General features: G+C 36.6%; 15 protein-coding genes and 1 pseudogene. 8 read left to right on the top strand and 8 right to left on the bottom strand.

The features are described 5' to 3' along the window. Positions 1 to 26 precede the first annotated feature (26 nt). The 3 genes from MWJ95_RS01815 to MWJ95_RS01805 form a co-directional block, all read right to left on the bottom strand. The gene (locus tag MWJ95_RS01815) at positions 27 to 878 is read right to left on the bottom strand and encodes a nitrilase-related carbon-nitrogen hydrolase (protein WP_249103896.1); all 852 of its coding nucleotides are present in this window, start codon (positions 876 to 878) and stop codon (positions 27 to 29) included. An 18-nt stretch (positions 879 to 896) separates the two neighbouring features. Then, positions 897 to 2,516, bottom strand: coding sequence for an amidohydrolase (locus tag MWJ95_RS01810; protein ID WP_249071786.1), 1,620 nt, complete (start codon positions 2,514 to 2,516; stop codon positions 897 to 899). Positions 2,517 to 2,754: 238 nt separating this feature from the next. Continuing rightward, the gene (locus MWJ95_RS01805) at positions 2,755 to 2,997 is read right to left on the bottom strand and encodes a hypothetical protein (RefSeq protein WP_374110077.1); all 243 of its coding nucleotides are present in this window, start codon (positions 2,995 to 2,997) and stop codon (positions 2,755 to 2,757) included. Between the two features lie 625 nt (positions 2,998 to 3,622). Here MWJ95_RS01805 and MWJ95_RS01800 point away from each other — a divergent pair. Continuing rightward, positions 3,623 to 4,108 (top strand): hypothetical protein, encoded by a 486-nt coding sequence (locus MWJ95_RS01800; protein WP_249071783.1) that lies wholly within the window; start codon positions 3,623 to 3,625, stop codon positions 4,106 to 4,108. Positions 4,109 to 4,161: 53 nt separating this feature from the next. Here the strand turns inward: MWJ95_RS01800 and MWJ95_RS01795 are convergent, their stop codons facing one another. Beyond that, on the bottom strand, positions 4,162 to 5,235 hold the full coding sequence (locus MWJ95_RS01795; protein WP_249103893.1) for a DUF1835 domain-containing protein: 1,074 nt from the start codon (positions 5,233 to 5,235) through the stop codon (positions 4,162 to 4,164). Between the two features lie 189 nt (positions 5,236 to 5,424). Between MWJ95_RS01795 and MWJ95_RS01790 the strand changes: the two genes are divergently transcribed. The 3 genes from MWJ95_RS01790 (at position 5,425) to MWJ95_RS01780 (ending at position 8,164) form a co-directional block, all read left to right on the top strand. Beyond that, positions 5,425 to 6,606: a pyridoxal-phosphate-dependent aminotransferase family protein gene (locus MWJ95_RS01790; protein ID WP_249103891.1), complete on the top strand. Its 1,182-nt coding sequence runs from the start codon at positions 5,425 to 5,427 to the stop codon at positions 6,604 to 6,606. A gap of 343 nt (positions 6,607 to 6,949) precedes the next feature. Next, positions 6,950 to 7,672, top strand: coding sequence for a hypothetical protein (locus tag MWJ95_RS01785; RefSeq protein ID WP_249103889.1), 723 nt, complete (start codon positions 6,950 to 6,952; stop codon positions 7,670 to 7,672). A gap of 300 nt (positions 7,673 to 7,972) precedes the next feature. Continuing rightward, on the top strand, positions 7,973 to 8,164 hold the full coding sequence (locus MWJ95_RS01780; RefSeq protein ID WP_053482024.1) for a hypothetical protein: 192 nt from the start codon (positions 7,973 to 7,975) through the stop codon (positions 8,162 to 8,164). A 141-nt stretch (positions 8,165 to 8,305) separates the two neighbouring features. On the opposite strand, the gene MWJ95_RS01775 is transcribed toward MWJ95_RS01780, so the two are convergent. Continuing rightward, a complete protein-coding gene (locus tag MWJ95_RS01775; RefSeq protein WP_249103887.1) occupies positions 8,306 to 9,646 on the bottom strand; it encodes a D-serine ammonia-lyase in 1,341 nt (446 codons plus the stop codon). Further along, on the bottom strand, positions 9,636 to 10,109 hold the full coding sequence (locus MWJ95_RS01770; protein WP_249071773.1) for a YaiI/YqxD family protein: 474 nt from the start codon (positions 10,107 to 10,109) through the stop codon (positions 9,636 to 9,638). Before MWJ95_RS01770 ends, MWJ95_RS01775 begins: the two co-directional genes overlap by 11 nt. Positions 10,110 to 10,296: 187 nt before the next feature. On the opposite strand from MWJ95_RS01770, the gene gdhA reads away from it, so the two are divergent. The 4 genes and pseudogenes from gdhA to MWJ95_RS01750 form a co-directional block, all read left to right on the top strand. After that, positions 10,297 to 11,670, top strand: coding sequence for an NADP-specific glutamate dehydrogenase (gene gdhA / locus MWJ95_RS01765; RefSeq protein ID WP_249103886.1), 1,374 nt, complete (start codon positions 10,297 to 10,299; stop codon positions 11,668 to 11,670). A gap of 173 nt (positions 11,671 to 11,843) precedes the next feature. After that, positions 11,844 to 12,530: a phosphoribosylaminoimidazolesuccinocarboxamide synthase gene (locus MWJ95_RS01760; RefSeq protein WP_249103884.1), complete on the top strand. Its 687-nt coding sequence runs from the start codon at positions 11,844 to 11,846 to the stop codon at positions 12,528 to 12,530. A 175-nt stretch (positions 12,531 to 12,705) separates the two neighbouring features. Further along, positions 12,706 to 13,359: a YIP1 family protein gene (locus MWJ95_RS01755; protein ID WP_249103881.1), complete on the top strand. Its 654-nt coding sequence runs from the start codon at positions 12,706 to 12,708 to the stop codon at positions 13,357 to 13,359. A 772-nt stretch (positions 13,360 to 14,131) separates the two neighbouring features. Next, a pseudogene (locus MWJ95_RS01750) lies at positions 14,132 to 14,576 on the top strand (transposase); the annotation flags it as partial. A 205-nt stretch (positions 14,577 to 14,781) separates the two neighbouring features. Here MWJ95_RS01750 and MWJ95_RS01745 read toward each other — a convergent pair. Continuing rightward, complete coding sequence (locus tag MWJ95_RS01745; protein ID WP_249103879.1) at positions 14,782 to 17,475, bottom strand: penicillin-binding protein 1A; 2,694 nt, start codon at positions 17,473 to 17,475, stop codon at positions 14,782 to 14,784. Then, entirely contained in the window at positions 17,472 to 18,122 is a 651-nt protein-coding gene (recU, locus tag MWJ95_RS01740) for a Holliday junction resolvase RecU (protein WP_249071672.1), read from the bottom strand. The genes MWJ95_RS01745 and recU overlap by 4 nt, the downstream gene beginning before the upstream one ends. Positions 18,123 to 18,171: the final 49 nt, after the last annotated feature.

Here is an 18,171-nt window from a genome sequence, read left to right as displayed (position 1 = left end):
CCTCTTTATCAAAGCAAAACACGGTTTCATATTTTATAAATGTCTTTTCTACGGATACGATCTTTATAAGTTGTTGCAGTCCCAGTTTTACGATTTACGTAAAGTTCTTCAAGAGAAAGTTCAGCTGTGACAACTGTACTTGATTTACTTGTAGTTTCTGCAATCACGCCATTTTTTGTCCAAGGTAAGTCAGCAGGCCCAATAATAGCACTGGTCCCAAATCCGTTTTGAATGGGGCCTTGGATTTCGCCAATCGTAGGGCAATGAACGACATAGAGTTGATTTTCAATACTTCGAGCATGAGCACAATGGCGAACCCTCCAGAAACCGTGTTCAGAGGACGTATAGGAAGGACAAAAGATAATATCGGCACCTTTTCGACTATAAATATGTGCAATTTCTGGGATCTCTATTTCATAACATATGGCAATACCAAATATTACTGGCCCAATTTTGAAAATTTCCAATTCATCTCCCTCTATAGTGTTCCAAGCAGATTCAGCAGGGAAAATATGTGTCTTCCGATGTTTTAATACATTACCTTCTCCATCAAAGATATAGGACGTATTGTAGTTTCCTCTAGAGGTGGGTTCAATTGTAGAACCTGCAATAATAATCTGTTTTCTTTTCTGTGAAAGATTATTAAAAAATTCAAGATAATCATCTAAAAAGAAACCTAGTTTCTCTTTATCTTTTTCTGTAAATTGATTGTAATTGTTATAAGTTGTTAATAAAGACATAGTTAATAACTCTGGTAAGAGAACATAATCACTTGAAAGTGGCACTTCATTGAATGCATATAAAATTTGGTCTTTAAAAGAAGAAAAATTATCAAACTTTTGCAATTCAAATTGACAGCTTGAAATTTTTATTGTCATAAAAGTCCCCCAGCCTCATCACTTTATTTTCGTTTTAGAGCGTTCGAAAAGAATATCACCATCTAGTATTGTTAATTCGACTTGAATATCTTTTAATTCTTGTGGAGAGGTTTTCAAAATACTTCGATCAAGTACAATCATATCTGCTAATTTACCGGGCTCTAAACTCCCCTTTATATCCTCGTCAAAACTTGCATATGCCCCGTTATAGGTATATAGACGAATGGCTTCAAGAACATCTATTTTTTGTTTTTCACCAAAGGAAGTTCCATTGGAAGTGCGTCGATTGACCGCTTCGTAAATTCCAATAAAAGGATTGTAAGTTGTAACTGGTGAGTCTGACCCCGCAGCAGCAATAATTCCTTGATCAATAAAGTCTCTTGCAGGATACATAAAATCCGTACGTTCACCGTAGTTCATTAAATAACTTTCACCAAATTCATACGGAAATGGTGGATTAGGTATTGGAATCAGCTTTAACTCTTTCATCCGTCGCTGTAAATCAGGGCTTGAGATACCAGCGTGTTCAATGCGATGTCTATGATTTTCACGTGGATTTTCTTTTAAAGCACGTCCTACAACATTCAAATACATTTCGATTGCTTGATCGCCTTGTGCATGTACAGTAATTTGATAGCCTAATTCATGCGCTTTACCCAGCACCTCATAAATTTCATCCTCAGTGTAATATAAGATTCCATGATCATCTGGATCGCTAGTATAACCTTCACGTGTAGCAATAGTTGGACCTGTACTACTACCATCCGTAAACAATTTAGCAGGACCCACTTTAAAGAATTCATTTCCAGTTCCAGTTACCACCCCAGATTCCATCATATTCAAGGTGAACTGTTTACAGTCATTTATACTAGCAATCATCGCATAGACACGAATCTTCAAGTCTCCTTTTTGGGAAGCTACTTGTAACATTCGGTAATTTTCTTTTGTAAACGTTCCAGCTTCATGAACGCTAGTAATGCCCACTTTTAAGAAATGTTGCTGCGCGATTTGAATAGCTTGATAAATTTCTTCATTTGAAAAAGCCGCATACCTATTGAACTGCATATAAGCATTTTCGATCAATCGACCAGTAAGTTGACCTTTTGCATCACTTTCAATTAAACCTCCTGGAGGATCAGGTGTTGTTTCGTCAATATCTGATAGACGTAAAGCAACTGAATTGACAATTCCTATGTGGGCGCAAGTACGGGTAATTGCAATCGGGTGATCTACCGAAATGTTGTCCAATTCTTCCAGATTAGGATATCTTTTTTCCTTAACAAATTGTTCATTGAAACCCCAAGCACGAATCCACTGACCCTTTGGTGTAGTAGCAGCTTTGTTTTTTAAAGCAGTCAAAATTGCATCTACGGAGTCTAACCCAGGCTCTTTACAGCTGATACTGAGTTGAGAAGTTCCATACATGACCAGATGTAAGTGAGCATCTATAATTCCTGGTAGAATTGACTTTCCTTCCAAGTCAATTACTTGTGTAGAATCACCAATTAATTCTTTAATCTCCTCATTCGAACCCACTGCTAATATCTTGTTATCAGAAATCGCTATAGCCTCATGGATAGAATCTTGTCCATCTACAGTAATTACTTCACCATTAAAAAAAGCAATGTTCGCTTGCATCTAAATCCCCCTTGTTATAAATTTGAATATTCTAAAAAACGAATATGTTAGTCATCTATTTTACCAAAAATAGATGGTCTTATATTTTTACAAAAAGGTAATTATTTTTACTTATTTTTAGACAAAAGGTTAAATGGTTAATATTCTGCAACTATAAAAAGCCTAATTTAAAAAATTGATACTACAGTAAAAAAGAACCTCCATTTTTATGGAAGTTCTTTTTATATGCTTTCTTCTTCTATACTAAGCCTCTTGAAAGACGAATTTCTCTTGGGCAATCTAGCCATATTTTATAATCATATTTGTCAGCCAGTTCTTTTCGAATGGTATACACCCCTTCGATTATTACAATGCCACCAATTGGAACAGTATGCCATTCAGCTAAGCTATCCATTTCCCAATCATATCTTTGGTAACATCCCTCTTTTTCTTGGCATAGAGGTTCTAACACCCAACCTAATGCTATCATACATTTCCACATCTGCGATACAAACCCTTTAATACCAACATTTTTGTTTCGACTCTGATTCGCTAATGTTGGATACTTTCCAATACTTAGAACCCCACAAGATGATTCAATTATCAAGTTTAAAGAAAGTGTGAAATCATCTAATCACATACTCGCAAGTGATGCTTATCATTATTTAAATAAATGATTAACCTTTCTAAACTGCCAATTTCACTTTCCAACATTATTTTTTCGTGTTGAATTCTGAATTGTTACCATGTTTTGCACATACAATTCAATTGTAATAAAGGATTTCTCGATTCTTTATCTGCCTAATTATTATCTTTTCTTCATATCTTTAAAAGAAAGATTACAGCATATAATGTACTCTGCCGTACTTCCTTTACAGTGTTCGTAGTATCTACAACAAAAAAATTTTATAAAATGATTCTTCACCACTAGATTCCCGATAATTCCAAAACCCTTTCTAATATTTCGATCAATAATTTATCAAAATTTATCACTAAAATAATATAAATATCCCCCTAAATAGTAAATATATATCTTTTCCATAAAATACCTGATACCATCCGCTATAGATTTAGCATTTTAGTATTGTTATTATTATGAAGTATTTTTTTTGAAAGGAGGTTTTTCAATGTACAATTCTTATTATTATAATGATACAGATGCCTTTTTTGCTGGTTTCTTCCTTATTATTATGTTAATTTTCCTTGTAATGGCTATTGTAGGCTATATTATTAGTTCACTTATTTATTATCAGGCATCAAAAGCAAATGGCTTTGATGATCTTGCCTATGTCGCTTGGATTCCTATTATTAACGTTTATAGCCTTTTCTTATTAACAGCAAAAGGTGATGATGACGTAACAGTTCGGGCTGAAGCGAAAAAAAATGTTCTAATTTATGCTGGATTTTTACTGGTCTCATTCATTCCATTTATCGGTTTACTCGCCTCGTTAGGTCTTGGTGTTTATGTTTTGTATTTCACATATCGCCTGTTCTATCGTTGGTCTGGTGAGCCTGGGAGAGCCGTACTTTATATTATTTTAACGTTCATTACATTCGGACTTTTCTATTTTATCTACGGCTTGATCAAAATGAACAAACCTTTCGTTGCATAATTACATATGCAAAGACAAAACCTCTTTACGCCTTTTATAGGATAAAGAGGTTTTCACTTATTCTGTAATTTTACACTATAGTGTCTCATTGACTTAGGAATACCTTTTAGTGCAAGCACTCCACTATAGACTAAAAATCTTATTCTATATTCTAAAAAGAAGACACTTGGAAGCTCGTTCACTAAAGCTAAGAGTTCCGCAATCACTGTTCCTGTCTTTATAAAATCTTTTGCTGTTTGTTCATTATGTAACCTGTCTATTGTTTCTATAATAAGCAGATCAAAATAATTTTCTGGTACACCTTTTATTTCATTATTAATCCATAGGCGCAGAACATCTTTTGTTTGCGATAATATTTCCCATTCATTTTGGAAAGTAAGACGTTCCTGGATCGTTAGTGGCTTTTTCCCTTCTAAATCCCTAAATAGCTTCGCCAATTGCTGTGAACAAAGATGACTTGTATTCACACAATGGTCTGTTGTATTTATAAGAAAAATCTCATTTGATTTATCTCGTAATAAATAAAGAAAAAAACGAAGCCCACATTGTTCATCGGCATTATTACCATACCAAATATAGATAGGAACATGATTTGAAATATCCTCTATTTCACGCAATGTATTCATAAACTTATTTTGAATAACATCTTCCTGTTCGTCGTTGATATTTTCGATTAACCAATCATTTCGGAAGGCTTGACCTCTTTTCTCCTCTAGCTTCCACAATGGTCCCATTGACAAGCAATCAGGGAAACCAATCACATGTTTAGGTGGTGCAAGCGCTACTCTCACTGAACCAGCAGCAGATTCAGAACTCACGATATGAACTGCCTGAGTTATTAATTGTTGGTCCATAAAACGATATTTTTGTATACAGTCATTCATGATTTCTACAATGTCGTATAATCGATCTTGCTCTAAATAGAATCCCCTACCTTCAATTGCTTCACTTTCTTCATGGTTGAATCTTTCAAATATAGATTGTTGAGGTAATGTATATACCTCCCATTCACTACTATCTATTAAATCTGAAGCGTTTATATAATTAGATGTTTTCATATGATAGACAAAAACCAAATTTGACTCCAATAATAAGTAAATATATGGATATTTCACTCTCAATTCCATCACTCACCCCTTCTTTCTATATAAATTTTACCATAGTAAAGAAAAATAGGAGCTATTCGTTGTTTCTACCCTCTAACGAACTTGATCTATCAAATTTAAAAAAAGAAGTTAGCAATAGAAAAAGTATGCTATATTATAGTTAGAATATTTCAAATTTATATTTTTCAATAACAAAGGGGTTTGATGATTGTGTATGAAAATATTTTAAGACATCCTGGACCTACACCCATTCCGAAAAAGGTTCAGCTTGCGATGAGTCACGATATTATTAGTCATCGTAGCAATGAATTTGTAGAGCTTTACCGTAAAACAATTGAGTTAGTGAAACCTGTTTTTGGGACAAAACAGGATATTCTACTCCTTCCATCAGGTGGTACAGCAGCTTTAGAGGCTGCGGCGGTTAACACCGTTTCTGCTGGTGAAAACGTTGTTGTAGTCACTGTTGGGGCGTTTGGAGACTATTTCGTTTCAATTTGTGAGAAATACGGCTTTCATGTACATAAGCTTGAAAAAGAATGGGGACAAGCTTGCACTGCTAAAGAACTGCGAGAATTCTTGCAACCTTTGAAAGATATTAAAGCTGTTTTTGTTACATACAATGAAACTTCGACTGGTATCTTAAACCCAATCGCTGAATTAGCACAAGTTGTACGTGAGGAAACGGATGCATTATGTATTGTCGATGGTGTAAGTTGCATTGGTGGAGCTCCTGCTGAAATGGATGCTTGGGGAATCGATATTCTTGTTACTGGTTCCCAGAAAGCTATGATGTTACCTCCAGGTCTTTCTCTTGTCAGCGTTAGTGATAGAGCTTGGAACGTTATGGAAGAAAATAGTACACCGTCTTATTATTTAAACTTATTAAGCTATCGTAACTGGGCAGAAAAAGGGATGACGCCAAACACGCCTACTGTCACACTTATATATGGACTTCACGAAGTATGTAAACTTATTGAGGAAGAAGGAGGCTTCGAAAAAACTGTTGCCCGCCATGAACTAATGAAAAATATGGTTCGTCATGCCATGAACGCCCTTAATATTGAACTTCTCACTAATGATGAGCATGCTTCTCCGACCATTACAGCAATTATGGCACCGAAAGGGATTGCACTCGGTGACTTCTTGACACATTTAAAGCAACAATATCATTTAGATTTCGCTGGAGGACTTGGTCATTTGCAGGGTGAAATTTTTAGATTCGGTCATATGGGCTATTGTTTCCCAAGTGATGTTTTACAGGCCATTTCTTTAATGGAAGCTGCACTTCAAGACTTTGAATATGACTTTGAGCCAGGTGCAGGTGTACGGGCAGCACAGGATGTATTTTTAACCACTCAGCGAAAACAATGCAAAGATCAAGTGAAACTTTAATTAGCGGGATTCTTCATTCCCTCTTCACCGGCACTTGCCGCTAGATTATGCGGGATAGAACTTCAAACCTCCAAATCTATATATGGATTTGGAGGTTTGTTTATTTATTGCCCCTATTTAATCTCAAATTGAGTGTGTGGCTGCACTTAAGTCCTCGATTTATCATCCAGCGTATATATAAACTCACTTATATTTTCCCACATTAAGAAACTCTATAGATATCCAATACCCTTAGACGTACAAAAGAAATATCTTAATCTGTAAAACAGGAGTATTAATCTGTAAAAAATTGATTTTGTTGGGATTGCAATGATATAATTGCCTGAAATGGAGGGGGATTTTTTTGAAAAGAAATTTTTTGTATTTTTTTATGATTACCATAGTTTTATCAGTCATTTTTAGCGGTGTCAAACCACAAGAAACAAAAGCAGCAACTATACTAAACCTTGACCCCGAAAATCTAACTAAAGAAGAAACAACTTCAGGGAGCGACCAACGCTTAGATACGTTCTTAAATAAAATGTTTAGCGTTAATGATATGTTTAATAACAAGGAGCTAATAAAGCATTTTCCTCTAAACCGCGATTCCCATATTAAGAAATTAGAAAAAAACATTTTTAAACTGTCTGAAGCTAAGAAAATAGTTGATGGTCTAATGAAAATGCAAGATAAGATAAGACTTGGAGAAGCCTTCTACTATACAAAGGCAGAAATATATGAAATTTTATCTCCAGGATTCACACCTAAATATATTGATAAATACATTAAAGAAGATATGATGCTTACGCAAGATAACAAATATATATTTAAAGGCACTGATGATATAAGATTAAATCCAAACACAATCTTTATGGATTCCTGGGCGGAAAATCAGTACGTAAAAAAACCTACTGTAACTTATAGCACAAAGGATGGTAAAGAATATCTACTTATCTCTCAATACCGCAAACCTTTCAAAAGTATGTTATCTTCCCACAATGGATTTTACGACGACCTGTATTTAATAAAAGAAAATTCAAAATCTAATTGGAAAGCATATGATTTTAAACACCCAACAACAAAATAAATCAAAAATAGAAAGTGAACTTCTTGTTCACTTTCTATTTTTGATTTTACCCCTCTTCAATCATCCCAAACATTGGACATCAAGTGGGCCATCTCTTTCTCCCTCCTCTTCCTCACCCCGAAGCATAGTCAATGAGTCCTGATTGATTTTTGTTCCGCAAAAGATCCATACAATGTGGTAACTAATCACAAAAATTTTTACAGCCTAACGACTGAATAATCTTTTATAGTAAAATTATGATTTTAAAAGCTCAAAAGTGTTATACTAATAAGCACGTTATAAATCGAGGAGTTAGACAAGATGAAATATTTTAAACCGCAAATGCAGCAACTTGTAAAAGAAAACCGTGAATTACATGATCGCCTAAAAGAGTTAATGGCCGAAATGGATTTGCAAAAAAATTATGCTTTAAAAGCTCTATATCACGCTGAAGTAGCGGACGGTGGACGCTATCAGCAAGATTATCAAGCGTTGGACTATTTATATAAATAACTCTAAATGTGCAAAAACACATTGAATAATTGAAATAAAACACGATGTGAAGTTTTGAATAAACTCGTGATCCAATTTTAACAGTAATGAACGCAAGAATGTGGATTTTGATAGCATTCTTGCGTTTTCTCATTGACTACCTCATTGATTAATTTTTGCTACTTGCATTGCCTTTGCCATGTATTCCTCACGCATTTCGACCGGCACCATACTTCCGCCTGTTGCCCATATAAGATGAGTAGCTTGCTCCATCTTATCAACTAAATCATGTTTTTCTAAATAACTTTGTCCATTTTTCATTAACTGAATGGGTCCGAACATCCCTGCATGGGCAGATGGCTCTAAAAATAATCCTTCTACCTCCATAGCTAATGCTAGTGATTTAAATAATTCCTCATCTTTTACTGTGTAACATCCGCTCACATAAGTTTCCATCACTTTACCAACAAATTTTGACGCACGACCAACAGCAAGGCCATCTGCTTCGGTTTTATTATTAAGACCGATATCTTCTACACTAATTTCATCATGTAAACCTGTCATTAAGCCCATTGTCATACAAGGGGATGCTACGGGCTCAGCGAAGAAGATATGGGCATGCTCTCCAAAAATTTCACGTATCCCGTACGCAACTCCCCCCGGTCCTCCACCTACACCACATGGTAAATACACGAACAATGGATGGGCTTCATCCACAGTAATATTCGTCTTTTCAAACTGTGCTTTTAAACGCTTCGCCGCCACTGCATAGCCAACAAATAAGTCCTTCGAATTTTCATCATCAATAAAATGACACATAGGATCTTGTTCAGCCTCTCGACGACCTTGTTCTACGGCAACACTATAATCAGCATCATATTCAATAACTGTCGCACCTTTTTCACGCAGCAAGGTTTTTTTCCACTCTTTTGCATCACTCGACATATGTACAACGACATTAAAGCCGAGTTTTTTGCCCATAATGCCGATACTCAATCCTAAATTACCTGTAGAACCAACGGCAATTGTGTATTGCTGGAAGAACGATTGAAACTCCTCTGTTGCCAACACCGCATAGTTATCCTCTTTTGTTAGTTTGCCTTTAGCGATTGCAAGCCGCTCTGCATTCCTTAATACTTCAAAAATACCACCCCGGGCTTTAATAGAGCCGGAAATTGGCAAGGCATGATCGCATTTTAAGATAAATTGACCTGGTAATAACACATCAAATTCCTTTTCAAGAGCCTTCTTCATGAAAGGTATATCTTGTATCGATGATTCAATAAGTCCTTTGCTTTCCAACAGCTCTGGAAATGCTATTTTTAAATAAGCAGAAAAGCGTTTAAGTGTTTCTTCTGCCTCTTTCACTTCCCCCATTGAAAAATGATTTGTTTGCACCTTTTTTTCTCGCTTTGTATTTTCCCAGAGTACGGTTTCATGATTTGCTAGCTCTTCTAGTCTTGGATATTGGTTAAATAGTTCGTGTTTAGGTTCATTTTCCATCTTGGGATCCCTCCATTTTTTGTGCTAAAATTGCTCGTTCACAAATTTGTCGAAATTTCATTTCAAACGAAATATTGTTTTCTTGAGTTCGTTTTTTAGGTCCTCTCGTACGCCCCCCAGCACGTCTGATTTTTTGTCCTACATGGCGCATTTCGAGCAAACGTTCGATATTTTCATTGGACATTTCTCGCCCATTTTGATCGATTGGATAACCTCCCCTCGCCAAAACCATAGCAGCTAAACCGTAATCCTGCGTAATGACAATATCATGCTTTGAAAGCGCATTCACTAGCGTAAAATCAACTGAATCTGGACCCTTTGGCACAATAATTGTTATTACATTATCACGTTCAATACGGTGGGATGTATCGCAAAACAAGATTGTTTCAATCTCAAACTCAGATGATATAGAAAGCGCCAAATCCACGACTGGACAGGCATCAGCATCAATTAAAACCTTCACAATAAAGCATCATTCCTTTCTCATAATTAGATAAATCACTTATTCCATTATTATTTTAAAATAATAATTCTCCGCCCCCATTTGTTCAATTCTTCACAAACTTAAGACTGTTTTAAAAAGTATTTTATTGAATAGTGCGAAAAATACATATACGATACAAATATAAAATAACTGGAGGTTTTTTACTATGACAACTACAACTGTAAGCAACGAACAATTAGCAAAAGAATACGTTGATGGCGTATTTGAGCAACTAAAACAACAAAATAGTTATCAAGCGGAGTTCTTACAAGCAGCTGAAGAAATTTTCATTTCATTAGTGCCTGTATTTGCACAACACCCTGAATATATTAAAGCCAATATCTTATCTCGTATCGTTGAACCAGATCGTATCATCTCCTTCCGTGTAGCTTGGCAAGATGATAACAATCAAGTTCAAGTTAACCGTGGTTATCGTGTGCAATACAGTAACGTAATGGGGCCATACAAAGGCGGTCTTCGCTTCCATCCTTCTGTGAATGAATCAATTATCAAATTCTTAGGCTTTGAACAAATCTTTAAAAATGCTTTAACAGGCCAACCAATCGGTGGTGGTAAAGGTGGATCAAACTTCGATCCTAAAGGTAAATCAGATTCGGAAATCATGCGTTTCTGTCAAGCATTCATGACTGAATTATACAGCCATATCGGGCCAGATGTCGATGTTCCAGCAGGTGATATCGGTGTTGGCGCTCGCGAAGTAGGCTATTTATGGGGCCAATACAAGCGTTTAACAAAAGCAAACGAATCTGGTGTATTAACTGGTAAAACTCCTGGCTACGGTGGTTCTTTAGCCCGTAAAGAGGCAACTGGTTATGGTACTGTCTATTTTGTAAAAGAAATGCTTAAAGACGCCAATGATTCATTCGAAGGTAAAACAGTTGTAGTTTCTGGTTCTGGTAACGTTTCAACATATGCTATTGAAAAAGCACAAGCTTATGGTGCAAAAGTTGTTGCTTGCTCTGACTCTTCAGGCTATGTTTACGATCCAGACGGTTTAGATCTTGATGCAATTAAAGAAATTAAAGAAGTAAAAGGCGATCGTATCTCTACTTACGTTAACTATCGTCCAAATGCTACATTTACAGAAGGCTGCACTGGTATCTGGACTATTCCTTGTGACATCGCACTTCCATGTGCAACTCAAAATGAAATTAATGGCGATTCAGCTCGTACTTTAATCTCTAACGGTGTGAAAGCTATTGGTGAAGGTGCAAACATGCCATCAGATCTTGAAGCCATTAACGAATTCTTAAATGCAGGCGTATTGTTTGGTCCTGCTAAAGCTGCCAATGCTGGTGGTGTAGCTGTATCCGCACTTGAAATGGCGCAAGATTCAAGTCGCGTTTTCTGGTCATTTGAAAAAGTAGATGCTAAATTACATGAAATTATGAAAAACATTTATGCAGATAGTAAAGCGGCTGCAGAAAAATATGGTTTCCCTGGGAACCTTGTAGTTGGCGCAAACATTGCAGGCTTCATTAAAGTTGCTGATGGTATGCTAGCTGAAGGCGTATATTAATAACTTTAACTCACCATTAGATGATAGCGAATATTCGTTATCATCTTCTTTTTTAATAAAAAACAAGTTTAAACAGACATTTAGATTAAATTAAAACGAACGATTTTACTATTAAATATTAAAATCATTCGTGTTATAATAATAGAGTACTACGAAATATTGGAGGGTTTTTTGTGGAATTATTGTATACAGGTAAAACGAAAAATGTGTTCAAGTTAGAAGATGGTCATTACTTATTAAAATTTAAAGATGATGTAACTGGTGAAAACGGCGTATTCGACCCAGGTGCTAATACGGTAGGATTAACTATCGACGGTGCTGGTTTAGCTGGTCTTCGCTTAACTTCTTATTTCTACTCAAAACTAAACGAACAAGGTGTTCCTACTCACTACGTTGATGCAAATTTCAACGACGCAACAATGACGGTAAAACCTGCAACTGTTTTCGGTAAAGGTTTAGAGGTCATTTGCCGCTTCAAGGCAGTAGGATCTTTCTTACGACGCTATGGTGCTTACGTGAAAGAGGGACAAGACTTAGATTCTTTCGTAGAAGTTACCATCAAAGATGATGATCGACTAGATCCTCCTATTTCTGAAGATGCTTTAGCCATGTTAGACCTATTAACACACGAAGAATATGCAATTTTAAAACAACGTACAATTGAAATCGCTAAATTTGTTGCTGCAAAGCTTGCCAAAAAAGGGTTAACACTATATGATATTAAATTAGAGTTTGGTCGCGATGCTAACACAAATGAAATTTTATTAATTGATGAAATTTCAGGTGGTAATATGCGTGCTTACAAGGGCGAACAATACATAGAACCATTAGAACTTGAAAAAATTATGTTAGCTGAATAAAAAATCCATTCTATTAAAATGCCACGTCTGACTAGATACGAGTAATCAAAAAGAGTCGCTACCTTTGCGGCTCTTTTTTTAATAAGATGATATTTCTTTCGAAACTTTTCATTTGATCATTCGTATACTAATTATACGCGTAAGGCATTTAAACTATTATTTTGGAGGTAATTCGATGGATAACTTCAATGAACCATCACAAAAAAGGCCAAAGGTTAATCCATTTTTATCTATTTGGTTGCATCCAAAGCAAACAACCCGTTACATGATAGAAGAAAAATCAATAGGTTTTGCGATTCTTCTCATGTCAATTGGTTATCTTGGTGTTACACTTTCAGACCTTATTGATAGCAAATTTATGATAGACTGGTCTCCTTGGTTTATCCTCATTTTTTGTGTTATTGCAGCACCGATTACAGCGATAATTGCTACAGCTTTTTCTGCACTAATCGCTTGGCTGTTCGGTAAGCTTTTTAAAGGAACAGGTACGTACTCAGACTTATTCAAAGGGCTAAGTTTAACGGGTATTCCATTTATAGTACTTATTCCTTTTTATTTAATTTGGTTATTTACATCACCTGAGTCTTTAATGAACCCTGACTTCACTGGACCTTACCCTTGGTTTTTCTGGATAGCCATTTTATTAACCCTTGTGGTTGTAGTTTGGTCCGTCGTTATTACAGTAGGCATTATTGCAGAAGCACATCAAATACCGAATTGGATGGCCTTCTTAACACTCTTAATTCCAAGCATTATTTTAGGTATTCTACTAATTATTCTTATTATTGTGCTGTTTTTAATTTTCGGCATTTTTATCGGAATGATGTAAAAAAATCTCCCCTCTATATGAGGAGGGCACTGAAAAAGTCCATATCTTCTCACTTCGCGAGGTATTCAAGATTAAATCATCGAATACCTTGCTTTTTTCTTTTGGCACTGTGACTCTACTGTTGTTTTCCGAAGCATTCCGCTCGCTTTCCGCGGGCGAGCGCCGAGCCTCCTCCTACGCTTCGCTACGTGCGGGGTCTCGTCTGTCTCGCTTTCCCGCAGGAGTCGAGCGATGCTTCTCCAAACAACGCAATGTATCATACTATTATTTTAGTCACGCTTTCCTTTAAAAGAGTTGTGCAGGTGGTGCACCTGATGATTTCAAATCAAGAAACCCTTAATTTAAGTCCATACATGGCGAATTACGGAGAATATTGTTTAGACAATGGACGTAATTCCATTCCTCCAATTCGCATGATTTTGTTTGAATAAAATTGCAATTTACATCTTTTGTTGTTTTCCGAAGCATTTCGCTCGCTTTCCGCGGGCGAGCGTCTAGCCTCCTCCTACGCTTCGCTACGTGCGGGGTCTCGTCTGTCTCGCTTTCCCGCAGGAGTCGAGCGATGCTTCTCCAAACAACGCAATGTATCATACTATTATTTTAGTCACGCTAATAAAAGAACTAATGTGCAGGTGGTGTCCCCGATGATTTCATATCAAGAAACCCTTAATTAAAGTACATACATGGCGATCTATGATATTGTTGTGCCAAAAGATAATATACTTCGCCTAGATCAATGAACTTATTGATTTTCAAAGGAACCACAATTACCAAAGCTGAATGTCTTAAAGAAGTCGTGGAAGATTTCCAAGAACATTTAAATTACTCTTCTGATGCGGATGCGCGAAAAGGGCATAAAACGGCGGAATCCTCTTTCTTCGGGTACAAGACATATTGCGAGAGTGATGAACGAATTATTACAGCGGCTGTCATTACAACCATGAAGAAAACAATGGGAAATATCTTCTTAAAATAATTGAAAAAAGCACACAAGCAGGTATGAAAATTACAATGCAAAGTATGTCTAATGAGAGAGGACTGTTTTCAAAAAGGGCGCAAAGCGTAAAACGTATTCTGTCACAATCAAGTCAGATACATATGTCGAACAAGAAGCATTTCAAAATACGGAAGCATTTAAGCAGTTAGCTGCAAATCGCTACAAAGTAGAAGCCAAGAATAGTGAATTAAAAAACGGACACGGGTACGATACGTGGTCTATTTGGCATCGAAATTCAAGGTGTCACAACGATTTGAAATGGATATTAAAGCTACTAAACGAAAATAAATAAGGAATAGAGACAGAAATAAGGCACTTCCTGTTCAAAATAGAACAAGAAGTGCCTTATTATTATCTGGAAAAGGTTCACTATTATAAAAAAATGTAAGTTTTTCAGTGCCTCGTGTTAAGCTACTCTGCTTTTTTTATTCAGTACTACCGGCGCCCTCATCTGGAGGGGTTGGTTCAGTTGGCGTTGTTGGTGGCTTGTTACCATTATTGTTGCCATTGTTTCCTGGTGGGGTACCGCCATTTCCGGCATTGCCGTTGTTACCATTGCCGTTAGTGTTACCATTTCCATTTCCATGATTGTTGTTATTGTCAGTGTTACCATTTCCGTTCTCATTTTGGTTACCGTTTTCCTCGGTATTACCATTTTGATCAGGGTTTGTCGGTTCCTCAACATCAGGTTCATCCGGAGTATCTGGCTCTTCATTTTCATCAGTTGTCCCAGTTACTTCGAAGGAAGTTGTCCCTGGTTTACTGCGTGTACCATCTACAACAGCTACGACAGAAATCGTGTAATTGCCATCTTCCAGTGTATTGCTAACTGCTAAGCCTTTACTTTCCGTTTTACCAAGGGAAATAGTTTCTCCACCTTTTTTAGTAGCGGATACCTCGAATGTAGTTGGTAGCGGTTCATTTGTTTCCGGATTAAGCATTGCATCATGCTCCCAAGAAATATTGATAGATTGACCTTCTAAATCAAGGCTTGCACTTACATTGTAAGGTGTTGAAAGTTCTGGCATTGCGTATTCATCTGAAACTTCATTAGGCTCTGTACCACGTACGAATAGCTCTGTTTGACGTTTCTCATTTGGCGTAAAATTACTAGCTAATTTTAGTGGCTTTGAGCCTACTTCAATTGTAGCTTCCACAACTGACTTTGGTTTTTTGAAACGTGGTGTTTCTACGTTCGCCGAAATATCTTTCATAATTTGTTTGAATAGATATTGTGGTAAACGACGTTCATCCCAAGTAGTAATAGGATCAAAGTGATCTTCATAACCACTCCAAACAGCGATTGAATAGTTTGTTGTGTAACCAGCAAACCATGAATCCGGCACACTTGTGCCCGGTAAATTATGCTTATTAAAATCAGCATTTGAATAGTTTGTTGTACCTGTTTTACCTGCAATATCTAATCCAGATACATTGGCAGCAGTACCTGATGCATCAGGCTTATTGCCGACAACGTCACGTAACATATCTGTCACCATATAAGCTGTATAATCGCTCATTGCTACAGTAGGCTCTGGTGTGTAGTCTTTTGTTGTTTTACCATCGCGGTATACGATTTTTGTAATCGAATAAGGATCAGTATATACACCATTATTCCCGAATGCTGCATAGGCAGCCGCCATTTGTGTAGGAGACATCGTAATATCTCCACCACCGATCGCGTCAGATTCATAAACATTTTCAGAATGAATACCTAAACGACCAACAAATTCTGTTGCTTTATCTATACCAACTTCTTGTAATGTTTTAACAGCTGGAACGTTACGTGAAGCATATAAAGCTTTACGTGCTGTTATTGCACCCATATATTTGTTATCCCAGTTTGTAATGGTTTGATTCGAGTTTGTGTAGTTCATAGGTTTATCTACAAGTGTTTGACCAGTTGACCATTTTAAATTTTCAATTGCTGGTCCATAATCTAGTAATGGCTTCATCGTTGAGCCAGGTTGATGTTTTAAGTCATATGCATAGTTGAAACCACGTTCAGGCCCAAATTTGCGTCCGCCACCGATTGCTTGAATTTGACCAGATTTCGTATCAATGACAGCCACACCTGATTCAATCTTTTCTGTTGGGAAGTTACTGTCATCTTTCATAATGTTTTCAACAGTTTGTTGGGCTTTCGGATCAAGTGTTGTATAGACTTTAATTCCTTCTGCCATTGCACTACCATCACCGTTTTTCTCTAGTTCATTAATAACAACATCAAGGAAGGCATCGTATTTAGAGCCAGTAAATTTTTGACGTGTCGCATCGTCAGCTAGACCAGCTTGAACGTTTACTTTCTTTGCTTCTTCCATCTGAGCTTTTGATATTTTTCCATGTTGATACATTAATCCTAGAACCGTATTACGGCGTTTTTCTGCAAGTTCAGGATTTTTTAATGGATTATAAGCATTTGGGCGTTGTACTAAACCTGCAAGTAATGCTTCTTCATCTAAAGTTAAATCTTTTAGTTCTTTCCCATAGAAATATTGGGCTGCTGTACCGAAGCCATAAACACGACCTGACATCAGCATTTTGTTAAAGTACATTTCAAAAATTTCTTCTTTTGAATATTTACGTTCTAATTGGTAAGCAAGCCAAGCTTCCTGTGCTTTACGTTTTAATTTTTTCTCATTTTGTAAAAATGAGTTTTTAACAACTTGCTGTGTTAATGTAGAGGCCCCTTGTGCTCCGAAGCCATCACGGAAGTTAGCGAGTATTGCGCCACCAAGGCGATAAAAATCCATACCACCGTGCTCGAAAAAGCGTACATCTTCCGTTGCAAGGATAGCGTTAATCATATCCTTTGGTATATCTTCATATTTTACATATTTACGGTTTTCTGCTCCTATCGTTGCAAATAAATCACCGTTTTTATCATAGAACTCTGAGGAAACTGGATCCTTCAGTAAGTTTTCATCTAGTTTAGGTGCGGAACTTGCATAATAGGCGAATAACCCAGCACCTCCAATAAAACATGCAGCAACTATAGCTACAAGAGTTAACGTAATGCGCTTGAACCATTTTTTCTTTGAAGGTTTAGGAGCGCTTTTTTTATTTTTTTGAGCGAGAGCCTTTTGATGCTCACCGCGTGTTGGACGACGTTCAGTCATTCTACAATCTCCTCACTTTCAGAACCATGGCTTTGCGCTTTAATGAGCTGTTGGATAATCGGTAAATAATCGATACGTGGGTAATAGCTTGTTGGAATTTCAAAAGCTTCCTTTTCAATAGTTGAAAAGGGGATCGATTTACGTTCTCCTTTTTCCATCGCTAGCCAGGCCTTTTGTAAAACATCGTATGGCACGATAAAATATCGTTCAAAAGCTGAAAAACGAACGATAATAAAAGCCACACCATTTTGTTCCGTCACTTGCTGCATATGTGTCATTTGATGTAAGTGAATATTCTTTAGGGGAAAACTGGTCTTTGAAGCTGTTTCCTTAGCATCAAAATCAATATAATGCCCATTCCAAACACCGTTGTAATCTGTTGTTGATGGCGTTCGAAAATAAGCCTCACGAATAACTGCAGCGCTTCGTGATGGGTACTCTACTTTGACGATTTGCACGGGAACAGGTTTCTTATGAATGATAGCAAGTCGTCTTTTTACATAATAATCGTTTGCTTCATTAATTTCATCTTCTAGTGTTTTTCCTCGATTACTAAAAGAAAAATCTTTGTCCTTCCCCTTTTTTACTGTTTTTTGAACAGTAGGATTAGGAGAATACAATTTCCCATTCGGATAACGAATTGTCATTTAGTTCACCCTCTATAATACTGCTATTATACAATAGTTTACCATGATT

Source organism: Lysinibacillus sp. Bpr_S20, assembly GCF_023337835.1.
GTDB lineage: Bacteria > Bacillota > Bacilli > Bacillales_A > Planococcaceae > Lysinibacillus.
The sequence above is the reverse complement of the archived record's forward strand: the minus strand, read 5'-3'. Positions and strand labels throughout refer to the sequence as shown.